Here is a 15818-nt window from a genome sequence, read left to right on the forward strand (position 1 = left end):
CTTCCTTTTTAATGTGTTAATGAATCATTCCATCCCTTACACACATCAATCCATTGTGAATAACCGGAGTATTTTTCTAATTGTTTTATTGTTAGTTCAATCGCACTGTTACTGCTCCCGCAGGCTGGATAAACTGTCTCAAAACGTTTTAGTGAAATATCTAAATAAACAGAAACGCCATTCTTTATAGCAAAAGGACATACTCCGCCAATTTCATGACCGACCAAGTCAACGACCTCATGAGGAGGCAGCATTTTAGCTTTTGTTTTAAAATATTCCTTGAATTTTTTGTTATCAACTTTTGCATCGCCAGAGGTCACAACTAAAATAGCTTGTCCATTTACTAGAAAGGAGAGTGTTTTTGCGATTCTTTCAGGTTCGCAGCCCAATGCAGAAGCAGCCAAGTCTACGGTTGCACTAGATACTGAAAATTCTTGAATTCGATGATCCATATCATATTGTTTAAAATAATCTTTTACTTTCTTGATCGACATGATGATTTCTCCTTTTTATTAGTATTGATTTGAAGTTTGCTCGATTTTATTATTTAAACGATATTGATGTGGTGTTAGGTGAAACTTTCTCTTAAATAAACGAATGAAATGCTCTACATTTTGATAACCAACAGCTGTCGCAATATCATCTATTTTCAAATCACTACCAGTGAGCATTTCGCAGGCTTTTTCCAATCTTATTTCTTGTCGAATCTCACTAAATGATTTGCCAAGCTTACGAGCTATATATTTTGACAGATAAGATTGTGAAAGGTTAAATTCCTCTGCCATCTCCTGGATTGTGATATGCTCACAACATTGCTGAATATATTGGAGCATTTGAATAATACGTATATCACTATATTGTTTGACCTGATTTACGTTCATATGACTTGGTTTGAATCTTAATAAGAGGCATAATAATATCTCAAACAAATTATTCATAATCAATTGGTAACTAGGAAACCGATTATAATTTTCTGTAAATAGTTGAAGAGAGCAGTCTAGCAAATTTTTATCCAAGTGACTATGAAAAATAAGAATATTTTTATTTTCTTTTATATACAATGCATTTAAAAAGAACTCTGAAATGACATTATTGCCTTTTAACGTTTTAAAAAACACTTTTTGAAAAGTACTTTACGGATCATGATTTGGATTGCGATTGTATTCTCCATGACAATTGGCTTATGTGTTGTGTTAGGTGGAATAAAGGCAATATCTCCTGATTTTAAAGCCAATTTTTTATCTTCCACTTCTACATACATCTCATTTTCCTGAACATAGATCATCTCAAAGAAATCATGGATAGCCGACAATTGAGGCATAAAACGGCTATACTTTCTCACTTCGATATCTTTCTCCTGACCTAACCACATGGTATCCTCTTTTTCAAATTCGTTCTGCCCTTTAAGCAAAAATTCTTCTATATATATTTGCTTATGCATGAAAGTGTTTTGATCATAATCCTTCAAAAATAATTGCAATGATTGATTGTCATGCTTTTTCTGTTGGTATTGTTGATAAAAGATTTCTTGCTCGTTATATTCTCTTAAATATTGCATCGCTTCATGTTTTTCAAGTTTATCTTTTTCCATCTACATCCAAACCTCTAGTCTATTTACTGCAACCACCAGGGCTTTCACTGTTGCTTCAATAATATCTTTATCAATTCCAGCACCCCAATGCATTTTTCCTTGATATGAAATACCAATCTGTGCACAGGCTTTTGCTTGAGAGTCCTTGCCCAAAGAATTCTGCTCATAGACTTCCAAAACATACTCGAGATTAAAGTAAGCTTTTAACGCATGACTGATTGCATCTAAACTTCCAGTGCCAGTTCCTTGTATTTCAATTTGTTGATGATCTCTCAGCAAAGTTAAGGTGACTTCCTGCTTCTCTCCTTTATGAAATTGATAATCAAGCACCTGGAAATGAGGGTGAAAATCAACATACTGTTCTTCAAATACATGATATATTTCTTCGACAGACAATTCCCTATTTGTCTGATCAGATACTTTCTTCGCTTCATATCCCATGGCTTCATTCATTTGATAAGGAAGTTGAATGCCATAATTTGTTTCTAGTATATAGCCTATGCCGCCTTTTCCAGACTGGCTATTGATTCGAATCACATCCGTTTGATAATTCCTCCCCAAGTCAACTGGATCTACTGGGATATACGGAACGTCCCATTTATCAACATGATTTTCCTTTCTATATTTCATACCTTTAGATATAGCATCTTGATGTGACCCAGAGAATGCTGTGAAAACCATCTCGCCAGAATATGGCTGTCTCTCATGAACAGTAATTTTGGTTAGTTTTTCATATTTTTTACGAATAGCTTCTAGGTTATTGAAATTCAATTTTGGATCATAACCTTGTGAATATATATTCATCGCCAAGGTAATCAAGTCTACGTTCCCTGTACGTTCACCGATACCAAATAATGTACCTTCGACTCTTTCTGCGCCAGCTAGCACGCCAAATTCTGCATCACTCACCCCAGAGCCACGGTCATTATGAGGGTGAACAGATAATGTCACGCTGTCTCGATAAGACAGATTTTTGTGTATATACTCAATCTGACTTGCAAAAATATGAGGCATTGAATATTCAACTGTTGTCGGAATATTGATGATCGCTTTATGATTTGGTGTCGGTTTCCAAATATCTAAAACACTATTACAAATATCTAACGCATAATCAACTTCTGTTCCTGGAAAGCTTTCAGGACTATATTGAAAATAAATATCACTATTTGTTTTTTCGGCAAGTTCTTTTACTAAAATAGCTCCATCAATTGCAATTTGTTTAATTTCATCTTTTGTTTTCTTAAATACTTGTCTGCGCTGCGCTTCTGAAGTCGAATTATATAAATGAACAATCGCTTTCGGTACCCCCTTAATGGCTTCGAAGGTTCGGCGGATAATATGCTCTCTCGCTTGTGTGATCACCATAATCGTGACATCGTCTGGAATCATATGATGATCAATCAGTGTCCGTAATAGCCTAAACTCCGTATCAGAAGCAGCTGGAAATGCGATCTCAATTTCTTTAAAACCTATCTCTACTAATAACTGAAACATTTCCAATTTTTCTTCTAAGTTCATAGGAATAGGTAATGCTTGATTTCCATCTCGCAAGTCCACACTGCACCATATCGGAGCACTTTCTAATGTTTCTTTCTTTACCCAATCATACGTAAGGTTCGGTGGCAAAAAGTATTTCTTTTCGTATTTTTTGTGGTTAAACATGATCGATTCCTCCTAGAAAATAGAATATAAAAAAAGCCTATCATCTCCAATATTTACCTTGGAGACGAAAGACTTCTGCTTACGCGGTACCACCCCTGTTTCATGATAACCGTACATTATCATGCCCTTATTCGGATACAGATTGTTTGATCTTATATCCTTCCCATATAACGGTGGGGTGCCGACCTTAACTACATCAATCCTTTTCATTTCACTAAGGCTACTCTAAGGTGAGTTCCCTGCCTTTTTGTTATTGCTTCTCATCAACCAGCAACTTTCTGAAAACATTTCGGCAAGTACTATTCCTTATCATCGCATTCTAATTTTTCTGATTTTTTCTATTATACCAAGTCTACAAAAAAGAGATAGTGATAGGGATATCTTTTTTAATTGATTTTTTTTGTCCTATGGGTGTCTTATCTTCATTTTACTTCTTTTTTAATGTGGTATCCTCTTCACCAAATAAAAATCCAAGGCCACAAATAAAGGTAAGTGAATTCACAGCGAACAATAAAATTGCACCAATTTTTTTCATGGCAATTAACCTCCTCTTAAATTTAGTCTGCTAGCCTTCAAAATTTAAATTCACTGGTTCATCCTCTAAATGATCCACAGTATTTTGTTCTGTCACTGGAACACTTTCATCTACAATTTTAAAACTAAGTTCGTCCATCCAAATTTGACCTGGACCTTGTAGTAATATGCCAAACGCAATGACTTCACTTTTTACTGGAACATCTAGTACGACACTAAAATGATTCCATCCATTTGTTCCTGTAATAGGACGGTTCATCATATTGTCAAACGCAAGAATTTCACCTGAAGAATGGTCTATCCTCATCCATAAACCAGCGGAGCCTTTCACATCTTCGCTTTTAACAAAAGCAGAAAATTGAAGCCGTTCTCCTCGATAACGATCAGACTTAATTTGCTGCATCAATGTTGCGAAACCTCCAGCTTTTTCATCTTTTGATTTTAAATAAGCGGAGTTAGTACCACTGTGTACAATTCTGTTATCCAAACCTGTTTCATAGTCAGATGGGGTATCCCCCGTCATAATCCAGCCAGTAGGTGTGTTCTGATGATCAGCCATATTTGTTTCCTCCTCATTAATCACATTTCTTAATAATTTCCGATAACGTGCGGGTGACATGTCATATATTTTCTTAAAGGCTCTAGTGAAGGATTCCTGTGAACTAAATCGATACTGCAATGCGATGTCAATCGCCCGTTGGTCCGTATGAATTAAATCCTTCGCCGCTTGGGTCATTCGACGTTCCCGTATATAATCAACCACTGACTTCTTAATCACTTTTTTGAACATACGGTGAAAGTGAAACCTAGAATAACCAGCGTGTTTCGCTAGAGTTTGAAGCGGTAAATCGTCTTTCAAATGTTGTTCAATATAATTTAATGTTTCTTGAATTGTTTTCTCATGTTCTTGATAGGACAACAGAGCACCTCCTTGCTTTACGAGTTTAGTATAGCGGAAATACTCTTTAGGAAACTTGACTTTTTGTGCTATGTTGCGATTGTAGAATGGATCTTTTAGTCCTAGGTTCAGGACTAGGTATTCGTATACTGATTGGAATTTATGAGAAAAATTAGAAATATTCCGTGAATTGGATGTGATTGTATGCGAAGGAATTACTCTCTTAGTACTTGAGTGTAACATCTGAAAAATACTTCACGGTTTCTCCAAACATCCGTTTGTCACGGGTAGTATACAAAAACTGAAGACGAAAAGAGAATTATTGCTCTTGATGATACAATAAATATATTAACAATATGGCGAAATCGACAATTGGAGATAGGGTTAGGTAATTCAAATGACTTTATGTTTAGTTATGATGGTTTGCCAATGATTAAATCGACAACAGGCAGAATCATTAGGCGTTATTCTAAATTCACAGGAGTACCAAGGATTCAAGCAAAAGGATTGCGTCACTCCCATGCTTCATATTTAATCAACGAATTTAATGTTTCTGTTCTTGTGTTATCACAACGTATGGGGTATTCAAGTCCATAGATTACTTTAAAACACTATGCCTATATGTGGAGTGGGGTAGATACTGCATTGCTGATGCAATGACTGGAAATATTGAAATCAGAGTGGCTGAACGTACAAAAATTAAATTTAATGGGAATCAAGCATTGAATAAAAGTAAAGTAAGAAGATAACTTTATTTAGACAGAAGTATGGTAGGTCTGGAGACTGTCTTGTAACATGGAGAGCGGCGAAGCGAACTCTTTACAGCGAGACTTCAATAGGAAATAGTCTTAAACTAAAGGATAGAATAATTAAAGAGAGGAGCTCATTTCTAAAGTTTATGAAATTGTGAGAGGATTTAATTTAAATGGAGGGGGGAGAAAAAATGAATATATCTATTACTTGTAGTGAGTGTTTGAGATTAAGCGAAAATCCGCCTGATCCTCAAGATTTTCAATTCTATAAAGTTTTTGTAAATGAAGAAGGCGTTTATAATTTTATATGCTATAAAGGACATGAAACAACAGCAATAACTGTCTATGATAAGTATCAAATATTATTCCAAATGGCTGCAAATGCTTGAAAGAGCCAGCATATTATGAATGGAAAACACTTATTTAAAAGCATTTCTTGGTACTTATAATGGAGAAAAAACACTTAAATTTAAATGTTTCCCTGCCAAAAACCCTGTCAAGATTTTTTTGACAGGGTTTCCTTATTAAGATAAATTCTTTATTCGTCCTAAACTAAAATCGTTGTGTATTCATGAGTCCTATTAATAACATATTTTTACTTTTCCGAATGCAAGACTTGAGACTTATGAGACACATTAAACTTTGATCCAGAGAAAACTACTAAGTTAGATAAGAATATGTTGAGTCTATTGATGTCGTTTGCGTAAACAGATGGGTTTTCTAGTTAGTCTCGTTTATTTCTTTAACAACTTTTATTTGAATCAATTGTTTGAACGAGTTAAATTCATTTTCGATAATTTCGTCTATTTCTGGTGAATATTTTTCTAATATTATATAAAAACCTTCGTCTTTCGTAAGTACTTGAAATTTCTCTGAAAATTTCTTAGACAAGCTACACTCTATATCTCTTTTTAAAAGCCAAGAATTATTATGTTTTATACATTCTGATATTCGTCCTAATAAATATAATTTATTATCTTTAAGATATCCCAAATCCCCGGTGTAAACCTCATCAAGTGCTTCAGTGATGTAATTAGTGTACCCTTTGAATTTGTGATTACTTTTAACAGTTATATGCCCGACCTCATTTTCTTGTAGTTGCTTCCCAGAATGTAAATCCTTTATAACAACATCTACAAAAAAACTTGGTGTCCCAACACAATATTCGTTCTCCGACCATTCTGTTGAGTCAACAACAGAAATTAATCCTAGTTCAGTTTGTCCATACAAATCTAATAATTTGGCATTTGGAAATGTTTCAGATGATTTTCTTCTTAGATATTGATGCATTACACCGCCTGTAATCGTGACTAATGGAACCTCATTAAAAAGACATTTATCCGTTTCAGCCATTGAAATAAATTTCTTTATTCCATATATATTAGTAGTTACAGATTCTACATTTCCTTTATCACACATTGCAGCAATATCTGAATAATTATCTACATCGACTTGTAGAATCGTTTTCCCTTCTTTTAACGTTGAGAGCATAGTTCCTAAAAATGGTCTGACCGAACTACCTCTTGTAATAATATTAACACTCTGGTTGTCTACATTTATTGGAGAATTAATAAAGTTAAATTGATTGTATGAAACTATAACTCCTTTAGATTTCCCCGTAGTTCCTGAAGTGTACAATACTAATTTACCATCACTATCGTTGTGTTTTTCAAGAAATAGTTGAATATCTCCTAGTTCTCCTTTCTCCATAATATCTTTAACATTAATTTGTGCAATTGAACTATTAACAAAATCAATGCTTTTATCTGTTAAGATAGTATTATTTTTTTCAATATCTTCGTTTGATATAACAATAACGTCATTAGTAAACTCTACATCTTCAACCTTAGTATATTGGTGTGCATTATATGGAATTATTGAATTATCTATATTTAGTAAACTAGTTACCAATAAAGATGCTAACGCATTAGATTCCTTTTGACATATGGTGCATATCTCACTTATATCTTTTTTATTTCGACTGAAAAAACTTAACATTTTAACGATTTTTTCATTCAATTCCATATAAGTTACCTTTTCATTTATAGAAATATATGCGATTCTATTTGGATCTAGTTTAGCCATTTCATTAATGTTTTTTATTACTGATTTCATTTGCAAAATCTCCTATTTATTTGTTCTGATAAGAATTAAAGAAGACATCAGAAATACTAATGAAAAACCTAATAAAACCGTCAGGTTTATTGATATGCTTGAAATATTTCCATTACTTACAATAATCTTTTGAAACCCTTCCAAAGCCCAAGATTGAGGTACTACTTGTGCAATTTTCTGCATCATTTCAGGCATTAATCTTAAGGGAACCATAGTACCCCCTAATGCTGCAGAAAATAGAACTATAAACAAAGAATACCCTGTAAGTTGTGAATCAGTTTTTGCAACTAATGATAATAGCGCCCCTAACGACGTGCTACATAAAGACAAAACGGCTATCATTAATATCAAAGCAAGCATATCTTTTCCAAGGCTCATTTTAAATGCCAAATTCCCAAAAATAAACAACAAGAGAATTTGAAAGAAATTCACTACATAATTTGGAATGAATTTTCCAAAATAAAGGTCAAACGAATTGGCTTTAGATATTAATAATCTCTTCCATGTTCCACTTTCTCTTTCTTTCAAGAAAGATTTTCCTGACCACATTACAATAAAAAAGGCAAACATTACAGCATAACCAGGAACATTTTGTTGAAATGAATTTGGTGAAGTTTTCTGATCGTTACTAAATACATTTTTAACAGATATGTTTTGCTTCTCTACTTCTTCTTTCATCAACTTTTCAGTATCTTTACTAATACTTTCTTCTTTGTCCTCGTTTTTAGAATTATTAATTGATAATTCCATACCTAATTCATTTTCAATGTCTTTAATGGTTTCTGAAATAGCATTGTTAACAAACTTATTAGTCATATCTGCTTGTTTTATACCATAATTTTTTAATTGGTATTTGACTTCAAAAGCTCTAGAAACTCCTATAATTGACTGAATCACTACATTAGCTGTAGTAGCTTGAGTAGCATCCGAAAACATTTCAATATTAACTCTATTATTATCTACTATTGATTTTTCAAAACCTTCAGGTATTGTGAACAAAACAATATATTTATTTTCTTTTTTGTAATTAGCAAAATCTTCTGCTACACTAATTTTTTCTAATTTTATCCCTTCTGATTCTTTAATTTTGGCTAAATACTCACGAGATAGTACCGAGTTATCTTTGTCAAAATACCCCAATGTGACTGGATTATCATTACTACCGTACTCATTTTTTAGCGCAAAGCTCATAATGGTCATAAACATCAACGGCAATATCAATAATACAACTAACGCACTAGGATCTTTTAAAAGAATTTTTATATCTTTTTTTGCTATATAATTCCATTTCATATCGATTATCCCTCTCTCAGCTCTTTGCCAGTTAATATTAAAAATAACGTATCTAAGTTGGGAGAAGAATAGTTCAGTGACTCAATCATAATTTCGTTTTGGCTTGTTTTATCAAATAATTTTTTTGTTACCTTCTCTATACTTCCATGAATACTAAAATAATAAGTCTCGTTTCTTGCCTTTAAAAATTTCACTTCGGAAATTTCTTCAACAATTGAAGGGATTTTATCATTAATAGCTGAATTTTTGACTGTAAGCTCCAAAATACCCTTTCCTAGACTTTGCAGTAGTTCTTTAGTTTTGCCTTTTAAAATGACCTTTCCTTCGTCAATGATATAAACGGAGTCGCATAATTTTTCCACTTCATCCATATAATGAGTAGTATAAACTAGTGTTTTCCCTGCATCCTTTAAATTATTAATAATTTCATAAATGTAGTTCCTTGATTGTGGATCAATTCCTACTGTTGGTTCATCGAAAAATAGAATTTGTGGATCATGAACTAAGGCTGCACCAATATTTATTCTTCTTTTCATTCCACCTGAATAAGTCTTAATAGCTTTTCTAGACTTGCTCTCTAACCCAACCATTGTAATGATCTCTTTGACTTTCCTTTTAACTTTATTACGGTCATTGACATACATAGATCCAAAAAAGGTTAAATTGTCAATAGCATTCAATTCTTCATATAAAGCAATATCTTGAGGGACATAGCCTATGCTTTCTTTAGGAATTTTCTCTTCACCGTTATAAAAGACGGAACCACTGTCCTGTGTATCTAAACCAGTTAAAATGCTAATCAAGGTTGACTTTCCAGCACCATTAGGTCCTAATAATCCAATCATTTCTCCTTCCTTAATTGATATATTGTCTATATTAAGCGCTTCATAATCTTCATATCTTTTAACTAGGTTATCTATTTTTAAAAAAGTCATATGATCTCCTTATTAAAATTTATTCAATAGACTATACCAAATCTTCTAGATAAGCTGATATATCCTCTTTATATCCTAAATATTTACTCATTCTAAAATGTTTCAGTGCTTTCTTGCGATTTCCCCCAATTTCTTCAGGAGTTTTATATAACAACATTCCTAACAAATAGTGAGCAAAGGCATCATATGGATTTCTTTCTATTGCCATCTCAGTGTATTTTTTTAAACTTGGATATAATGTGATTTTTTCCATTAATGATTTTGAGTCCGCTTCTAAACCAATAGCAGCAGCCAGCCAAATATATGCTTCTGAAAAATCATATTCTTTAATTATGTCTTTAAAATAAGCTTTAGCCTTTTTATAATTTTTATTTTGAAGTTCCTGTTTACCCTGCTTGATTTCCGCCCGTATTCTTTTTTCTGCTGAATTATAAATGTAAATAGGTTTTCTACTCTTTGGATACTTAAAAATTTCTCCACGATCAACTAGTTCTCCCTCCTTAAAAATGAGGACACTGATAGAAGATAATCCTAACCTATTTTTCAATTCTAACTCTACTTCAGATCTATCAATTGATTTGTCTAAATTGTACTCCATTCTTATTTCAATATTTTCATCTTCTACATGAACTTCCCAAAGAAATGGAACTTCGTTTAAAGAATAAATGGCTTCCTGTACTTCGTACATATCTATTTTTTTTTCGTCTAGCTCGATTAAATCATCAGTTCTTCCTCTAGCCTGAATTAATGTGTTATTATCTCCACAACTACATCTTTCTTGTAAAACTTCTATGATATCTTCAATTTCGTAATTCTTAATTTTCGAAGTGCAATTTGATTTATTGGTAATATAAACATTTTTATTTAGACCTGTCGATAATGGGTAAAATTCACCGTCCTGCTCTTTTTTCATCTGAAAGTTATCCTCGTCAATATGCATCATCCTATTTTCACAAGTATAACCAAAATTACCTACTTCTGTTGCTCCGTACAAATTGAATACTTTGACCCCCCAAATATGCTCGATATGCTTCCTTCTTTGATAACTCAAAACTTCTCCTGCTGTTACAAACGCACGAAATTTGGGTAAATACTCACTCGGAGATAGTTGTTGAATGCTAAGTGCCTCAAACAAAAACTCAATTTCCCTTGGATTACCTGCGAAAACAGTTACCTCTAGTTCTTTCATCAAACTTAAAAGTTTAAAGTATGGCGCCATTTCAGTTCTACTACTTACAGGTATAATAACTGACTTGCTTTTTCGAGCACTAGCTTCTATTAAGTGTGCTGGTAAGGATAATGTATAAGGAAATCTAATCATGATTGTATCCTTTTCAGATAATTGAACTCCTCTATTAATAATGTGATCAGACATTTTTTCTAATTCTTGCTCACTATACCAACCATATCCTCTAATTCCACTAGTCCCAGAGGACTCCACATATGTTATACTCTGGTCATTTCTCCTGTCCAATAATTCAATTTGTGATTTACCTTCTAATACTTTTTTTGAAAATATTACTTCGTTACCCATACAACATCCTCCTTTATTCTTTATAAAATACTCGTTGATTTTTTCCTTTGTGCTTAGGTATATCATTTGTAATTTCTACTTCACAGTTAATATCAAAATTTTCTTTGAATAATTTTTTTATTTCTAATATTATTTCATTGTCTGACATATTATCGCTTTGTTTTTCACACCTTATTTTCAATACTTCATTTTCAATAATAAATTGGTACCACAACGTAATAAAATTGCTTTTCAATAATACATTCTCCAATACTAACGGTGGAAATTTTCCTTCTTTCAAGTGTATTTGATCTCTTTCACGACCAAAAAGGAATAATTTTTTCATTCCACAACCACAATCGCATTTTTCTTCTGAAATAAATCCTTTATCTTCAGTATGGTATCGTATCATAGGCATTCCTTCTCTTAATAAAGTTGAAACAACGATATCTCCCATTTCCCCAGGTAAAGCTGGATTCCCATCTTTACCTAAAATTTCTACAAACACATGCCCTTCACAAATATGATACCCATTTTGAGCAATGCATTCTTTTGCAATCAATCCTATCTCTGTTGATCCATAGAAAAAAGTCATTTTGCAGTTCCATTTATCTTCCAATTGTTTTCTGAAGGTAAAAGAACAACCTTCTCCAGTGAGAATAAATCTTTCTATTTTGAAGTCTTTAGGATCAAATCCTAAACTAATGGCCTCATCATATAATAAAGCAGCGTAAGAAGGTGTTGTTGCTATCACTGATGGTTGATATTCTTTCAATAAGTCTAAAGCTTTATCTACTGGGGCCATATAACCTCCTTTTCCAAGTGACAATACCATAGACCCAAAAACAAATTGAAACAGCCTTTGAAATCCCAAAGCAGGCAAAGCGAATTCATATGGTAATGCAATGCCAACGATATCTTCAGGCCCAAACGGAAACAGTCCATTATATTGAGGTAATAAGTCATATATATATTGATCTGCTAAAGTATAGGATATGTATGTTGGTTTCCCTGTTGTTCCTGATGTAAGATGCAACTGACCTATTTGTTCATCAGGAACGCATTGAATCAAATCTTTTTCACCACGAATATTTTCTTTTAACAATAATGGTATTTCACTTAATTCTGAAAATGTTAGATTCTGAATTCTTTTTTCATAAAATTCATTATTTTCTCGGGCAAAGTCTAAAACATTATTCAATGCCATTTCTTGATATTTGAGAGTTTCATCAGAAGAATTATGCTCGAAATCTTTATTTTTTTTCTCCAAATTTTCAAAATAGTCTACAATCATCGGAAACGCAACCTTATTTGTGTTGTCTTTTGCTTTAAAATACGCCTTTTTCATAAAAACATCCTCTTCTAATAAATATAATAAGCCAATATATTCGCAACTAATAACGAAATAATATGAGCAATAGTGAATCCTAAAAATACATGTCTAAAGCCTTTCTTATGATCTATTCCAGACATCTTAAATACAGCAAATACAATACCACAGTATGGCATATTAGCTAAAACAGCAGATGACATTACTGTAATTCTGTGAATAACATCTTTAGGAATTCCAGTATCTAAGAAATACGAGCTGAAGTTTTCCATTATAATTGCAATACTACTTGAAGAAGACGCCGTTATTCCTCCAAAAAAAATAGATGTAAGATTTAAACTGACAATAGAACTACTATTCTCCGAAAGTAACTGGAAAAACACTTTGAAACTTTCTGATTGAGCCACAACACTTCCAAACCCCATGGACGAAGCTGTAAACATTAATGGTCCCAAAGCATTTATTACACCTTTATTTAGAGCATCAATATCCCTATGAACTATCATGAAATATATTATTGATAATAGCATTGCTGGATATACTCCATTTATATCTGAAAATAATCCAAAAAGAATTACAGTTGAGAACAATATTATTATTGGAATAATTGATGTGTAAAAACTTATTGTTTTTGATTGATTGTTTGCTTTCTCAAAAATCGAGGGATATGTCCGTTCTACATTTCCTTGTTTACCTATTTCTCTTCTCATAAACAAAATAGAAAAACACACACAAATAATTGAACTAATAATCCCTATTGTTGCTCCTGAAAAAACAGATGTTCCTAAATATTTTATTGGAATATTATTCTGGATCGACGGACTCCCTGGCAACATAGTCATTGTAAACGTTGCTCCTCCAAGAAAAATAGGTAACGAAACCATTTCCCAAGGGATGTTTAGTTTTTTAAACAACGGGAAAGACAACGGTATTAAAATAAAAAATACTACAAAAATGCTAATTCCTCCGTATGTCAAAAAAGCGCTAATAATATATAGGACAACTAACATAGAAAAGCCACTAGCTGTTCCTAATTTTTCAATAATTGTATCAGCTATACGTTCAGAAGCACCAGATTCAAGAAAGTAACTTGACAGAATAGAACTTAACAAAAAAAGAATCATATAATTACCGATAAATTCCTTTGCGCCTGCCATATAGGAATTACTACCTCCGAAGAATACAGTATTTATATCCATATTACTTGTAAAAATCACAACGAAGCTAGATATTATCGTAACAACAACAATATTTACACCTTTAAAACTCAATATTATTAATAAAATAACCGCTAATAAAACTCCAAAAAAAGACATTTTCCCCTCCTATTATTTTCTTGTTTTAGAAATAAGTATATTATATATTATTATTTAGTCAATATATTTTTTTGTTTTTTAGGTAGATTGAAATATGTACAAGCATCGTAATACTTCAAAAAAGAAACTATAAATAGAGCTACATCCTCATTTTTTGATAGTTCTGATATTTTAGAAATGTAATCAAATTGTTTGAATTCTAGTCATTTAGAACTTTTTTCTTTTCATCTTTTGGGTACACGCTATTCATAGTTTGCTTCTGTGTTGATTTTCAAGAGTGCAGTCACAAAACTGTTCTTAAAGGGAAAAGCAAAATGTTGTATATTGGACAAAAGAAGAGTTTGAGAAAGTCTGGTCTGTTATTTATACAAAGAACTTTTATGAATTAATGTGCTTTGTGATGATTTGGGGTTACTTGGTGATGTTCAATATACAATTCCAACAAAATCTAAATTAGCTTTACCAGAAAACGAGCTTTTAAAAATTAAACCCTGTAAAAATTCTGCCAAAACAATTTTTATAGCTTACAAATGCTGTTATATCAACGTCTCTAAACTAAAAATCACGTAGAGTGGGAATAGCATTATAACTTCATATGTAATGGGAACGTTGATTGATCAGGTTATAACATTTTGATAAAAAGATAAAACCATTTTGGAACATGCAGTTCTCCACAAAAAAACCTACCAGAATTTCGGTAGGGTTTTTTCATTAGTAATCTCCGATAACGTGCGAGTGACATGTCATATATCTCTAGTGAAGGATTCCTGAGAACCAAAACGATACTGCAATGCGATATCAATCGCCCTTTGGTCCATATGAATTAAATACTTCGCCGCTTGGGTCATTCGACGTTCCCTTATATAATCCACAACTGACTTCTTAATCACTTTCTTGAACATACGGTGAAAGGAATCATCTATATCTCATCTTGAAAGAGAGGTCTAATGATAAATGCTCTGTCAATATGAAAAGCATTAGTTTTACAAGAGTGTTAAAAGATTTAGATTTTCAGACGATAATACAAATAATGGTACTGTGAAAATAAAAGTCTTTTTCAATGAGTGAATTTTAATGAGCGAAAAACAAAGAGATGAACTTGAAAAAATTAAAAAATAAAGATGAACAAAATAGACAAAATGCATTTTAGTATGAGTAAAAAAGCGAATATGTCAAAAAATGCACTTCATATCTTTGCTCTTAGTGAATCTTCTATAATTGCCATTATTACTTTTGCAGACTCAAAAACATTTGCAGTTTGGTTCCCATATATGACAGATGATAAATATAAATTAATTGTTGGGGGCGCTGGAGTAATTTTTATAATAACAATATTAGAAGAATATCTAAGGTTTGCTGAAAGAGCCTCATCTCATGAAAATGTAGGTAAACAACTAACTGGATTCATTAGAAGAGTAAGCACATTATTATCTCACGAAAAAATTAATGAAGATGATGTAGAAAATTTTTCAGAAGAGTATATTGAAATTCACGAAAATGCACCAATTATTCCCGATAAGGTATTTTTAAAAGAAAAGCAACGCCTAAAAGAGAAAATTGATGTTAGTAAAAAATTAGACTATAATCCGCATATGTCGGTGAATTTTTATCTTTTGAAATGAAAATAAAAAGTATTTTTAATATTAGAAGGGATGATCATAAGTAATTGGATACCATAATATTACTTAGTGGTGGCGTTGATTCCATTTCATTAATATTGATATCACTTAGCAAGAAAAGATAATGTCCGCACTTTATTTATTGATTATTCACAGAAAAGTGTGGGGTTACAAAGTTATTACTTCGACAGCAATTAAAAGGTTCGGTGCTCGTTGTATAGGGTATTTAACAAATTCTTAGATAAATAAAAAAACCTTTT

Annotated in this window: 14 protein-coding genes, 1 pseudogene and 1 other annotated feature; of the genes and pseudogenes, 3 read left to right on the forward strand and 12 right to left on the reverse strand. The window is 32.3% G+C overall.

Annotation, left to right across the window (positions count from 1 at the left end; translation table 11 throughout):
* Positions 1-8: 8 nt before the first annotated feature.
* From MHB79_RS03130 to MHB79_RS03150, 5 genes are all read right to left on the reverse strand, one after another.
* Positions 9-494, reverse strand: a complete 486-nt coding sequence (locus MHB79_RS03130; protein ID WP_335365505.1) for a YbaK/EbsC family protein — start codon at positions 492-494, stop codon at positions 9-11.
* A gap of 18 nt (positions 495-512) precedes the next feature.
* Complete coding sequence (locus MHB79_RS03135; protein WP_340988952.1) at positions 513-881, reverse strand: helix-turn-helix domain-containing protein; 369 nt, start codon at positions 879-881, stop codon at positions 513-515.
* 218 nt (positions 882-1099) lie between these two features.
* Positions 1100-1591 (reverse strand): cupin domain-containing protein, encoded by a 492-nt coding sequence (locus MHB79_RS03140; protein ID WP_340988954.1) that lies wholly within the window; start codon positions 1589-1591, stop codon positions 1100-1102.
* Positions 1592-3253: a 2-isopropylmalate synthase gene (locus MHB79_RS03145; protein WP_340988955.1), complete on the reverse strand. Its 1662-nt coding sequence runs from the start codon at positions 3251-3253 to the stop codon at positions 1592-1594. It lies immediately after the preceding gene.
* A 57-nt stretch (positions 3254-3310) separates the two neighbouring features.
* Positions 3311-3575 (reverse strand) — a binding site (T-box leader).
* Positions 3576-3818: 243 nt separating this feature from the next.
* Positions 3819-4706, reverse strand: a complete 888-nt coding sequence (locus tag MHB79_RS03150; RefSeq protein ID WP_309217256.1) for an AraC family transcriptional regulator — start codon at positions 4704-4706, stop codon at positions 3819-3821.
* 270 nt (positions 4707-4976) lie between these two features.
* Between MHB79_RS03150 and MHB79_RS03155 the strand changes: the two are divergent.
* Both MHB79_RS03155 and MHB79_RS03160 read left to right on the forward strand, forming a co-directional pair.
* Positions 4977-5434, forward strand: a pseudogene (locus MHB79_RS03155) (tyrosine-type recombinase/integrase); the annotation flags it as partial.
* A gap of 194 nt (positions 5435-5628) precedes the next feature.
* Positions 5629-5826, forward strand: coding sequence for a hypothetical protein (locus tag MHB79_RS03160; RefSeq protein WP_310428200.1), 198 nt, complete (start codon positions 5629-5631; stop codon positions 5824-5826).
* A gap of 331 nt (positions 5827-6157) precedes the next feature.
* Here MHB79_RS03160 and MHB79_RS03165 read toward each other — a convergent pair whose 3' ends face one another.
* From MHB79_RS03165 to MHB79_RS03195, 7 genes are all read right to left on the reverse strand, one after another.
* The gene (locus MHB79_RS03165) at positions 6158-7552 is read right to left on the reverse strand and encodes an AMP-binding protein (RefSeq protein ID WP_310428204.1); all 1395 of its coding nucleotides are present in this window, start codon (positions 7550-7552) and stop codon (positions 6158-6160) included.
* Positions 7553-7564: 12 nt separating this feature from the next.
* Positions 7565-8845, reverse strand: coding sequence for an ABC transporter permease (locus MHB79_RS03170; protein WP_340988961.1), 1281 nt, complete (start codon positions 8843-8845; stop codon positions 7565-7567).
* Positions 8846-8850: 5 nt separating this feature from the next.
* Positions 8851-9780, reverse strand: coding sequence for an ABC transporter ATP-binding protein (locus MHB79_RS03175; protein ID WP_310428208.1), 930 nt, complete (start codon positions 9778-9780; stop codon positions 8851-8853).
* A 31-nt stretch (positions 9781-9811) separates the two neighbouring features.
* Positions 9812-11314: a hypothetical protein gene (locus tag MHB79_RS03180; RefSeq protein ID WP_340988964.1), complete on the reverse strand. Its 1503-nt coding sequence runs from the start codon at positions 11312-11314 to the stop codon at positions 9812-9814.
* A 13-nt stretch (positions 11315-11327) separates the two neighbouring features.
* A complete protein-coding gene (locus tag MHB79_RS03185) occupies positions 11328-12641 on the reverse strand; it encodes a phenylacetate--CoA ligase family protein (protein ID WP_340988966.1) in 1314 nt (437 codons plus the stop codon).
* A 14-nt stretch (positions 12642-12655) separates the two neighbouring features.
* Positions 12656-13939 (reverse strand): GntP family permease, encoded by a 1284-nt coding sequence (locus MHB79_RS03190; protein WP_340988968.1) that lies wholly within the window; start codon positions 13937-13939, stop codon positions 12656-12658.
* 743 nt (positions 13940-14682) lie between these two features.
* A complete protein-coding gene (locus MHB79_RS03195; RefSeq protein WP_340988969.1) occupies positions 14683-14841 on the reverse strand; it encodes a helix-turn-helix domain-containing protein in 159 nt (52 codons plus the stop codon).
* Positions 14842-15090: 249 nt separating this feature from the next.
* Here MHB79_RS03195 and MHB79_RS03200 point away from each other — a divergent pair, with 249 nt between their 5' ends.
* Positions 15091-15561 carry a hypothetical protein gene (locus MHB79_RS03200; protein WP_310427681.1) on the forward strand — a complete coding sequence of 157 codons (471 nt, stop codon included), beginning with the start codon at positions 15091-15093 and terminating at the stop codon, positions 15559-15561.
* The last annotated feature ends 257 nt before the right edge of the window (positions 15562-15818 follow it).

The sequence above is a fragment of the Bacillus sp. FSL M7-0558 genome (genome assembly GCF_038003245.1).
Classification (GTDB): domain Bacteria; phylum Bacillota; class Bacilli; order Bacillales; family Bacillaceae; genus Bacillus; species Bacillus pumilus.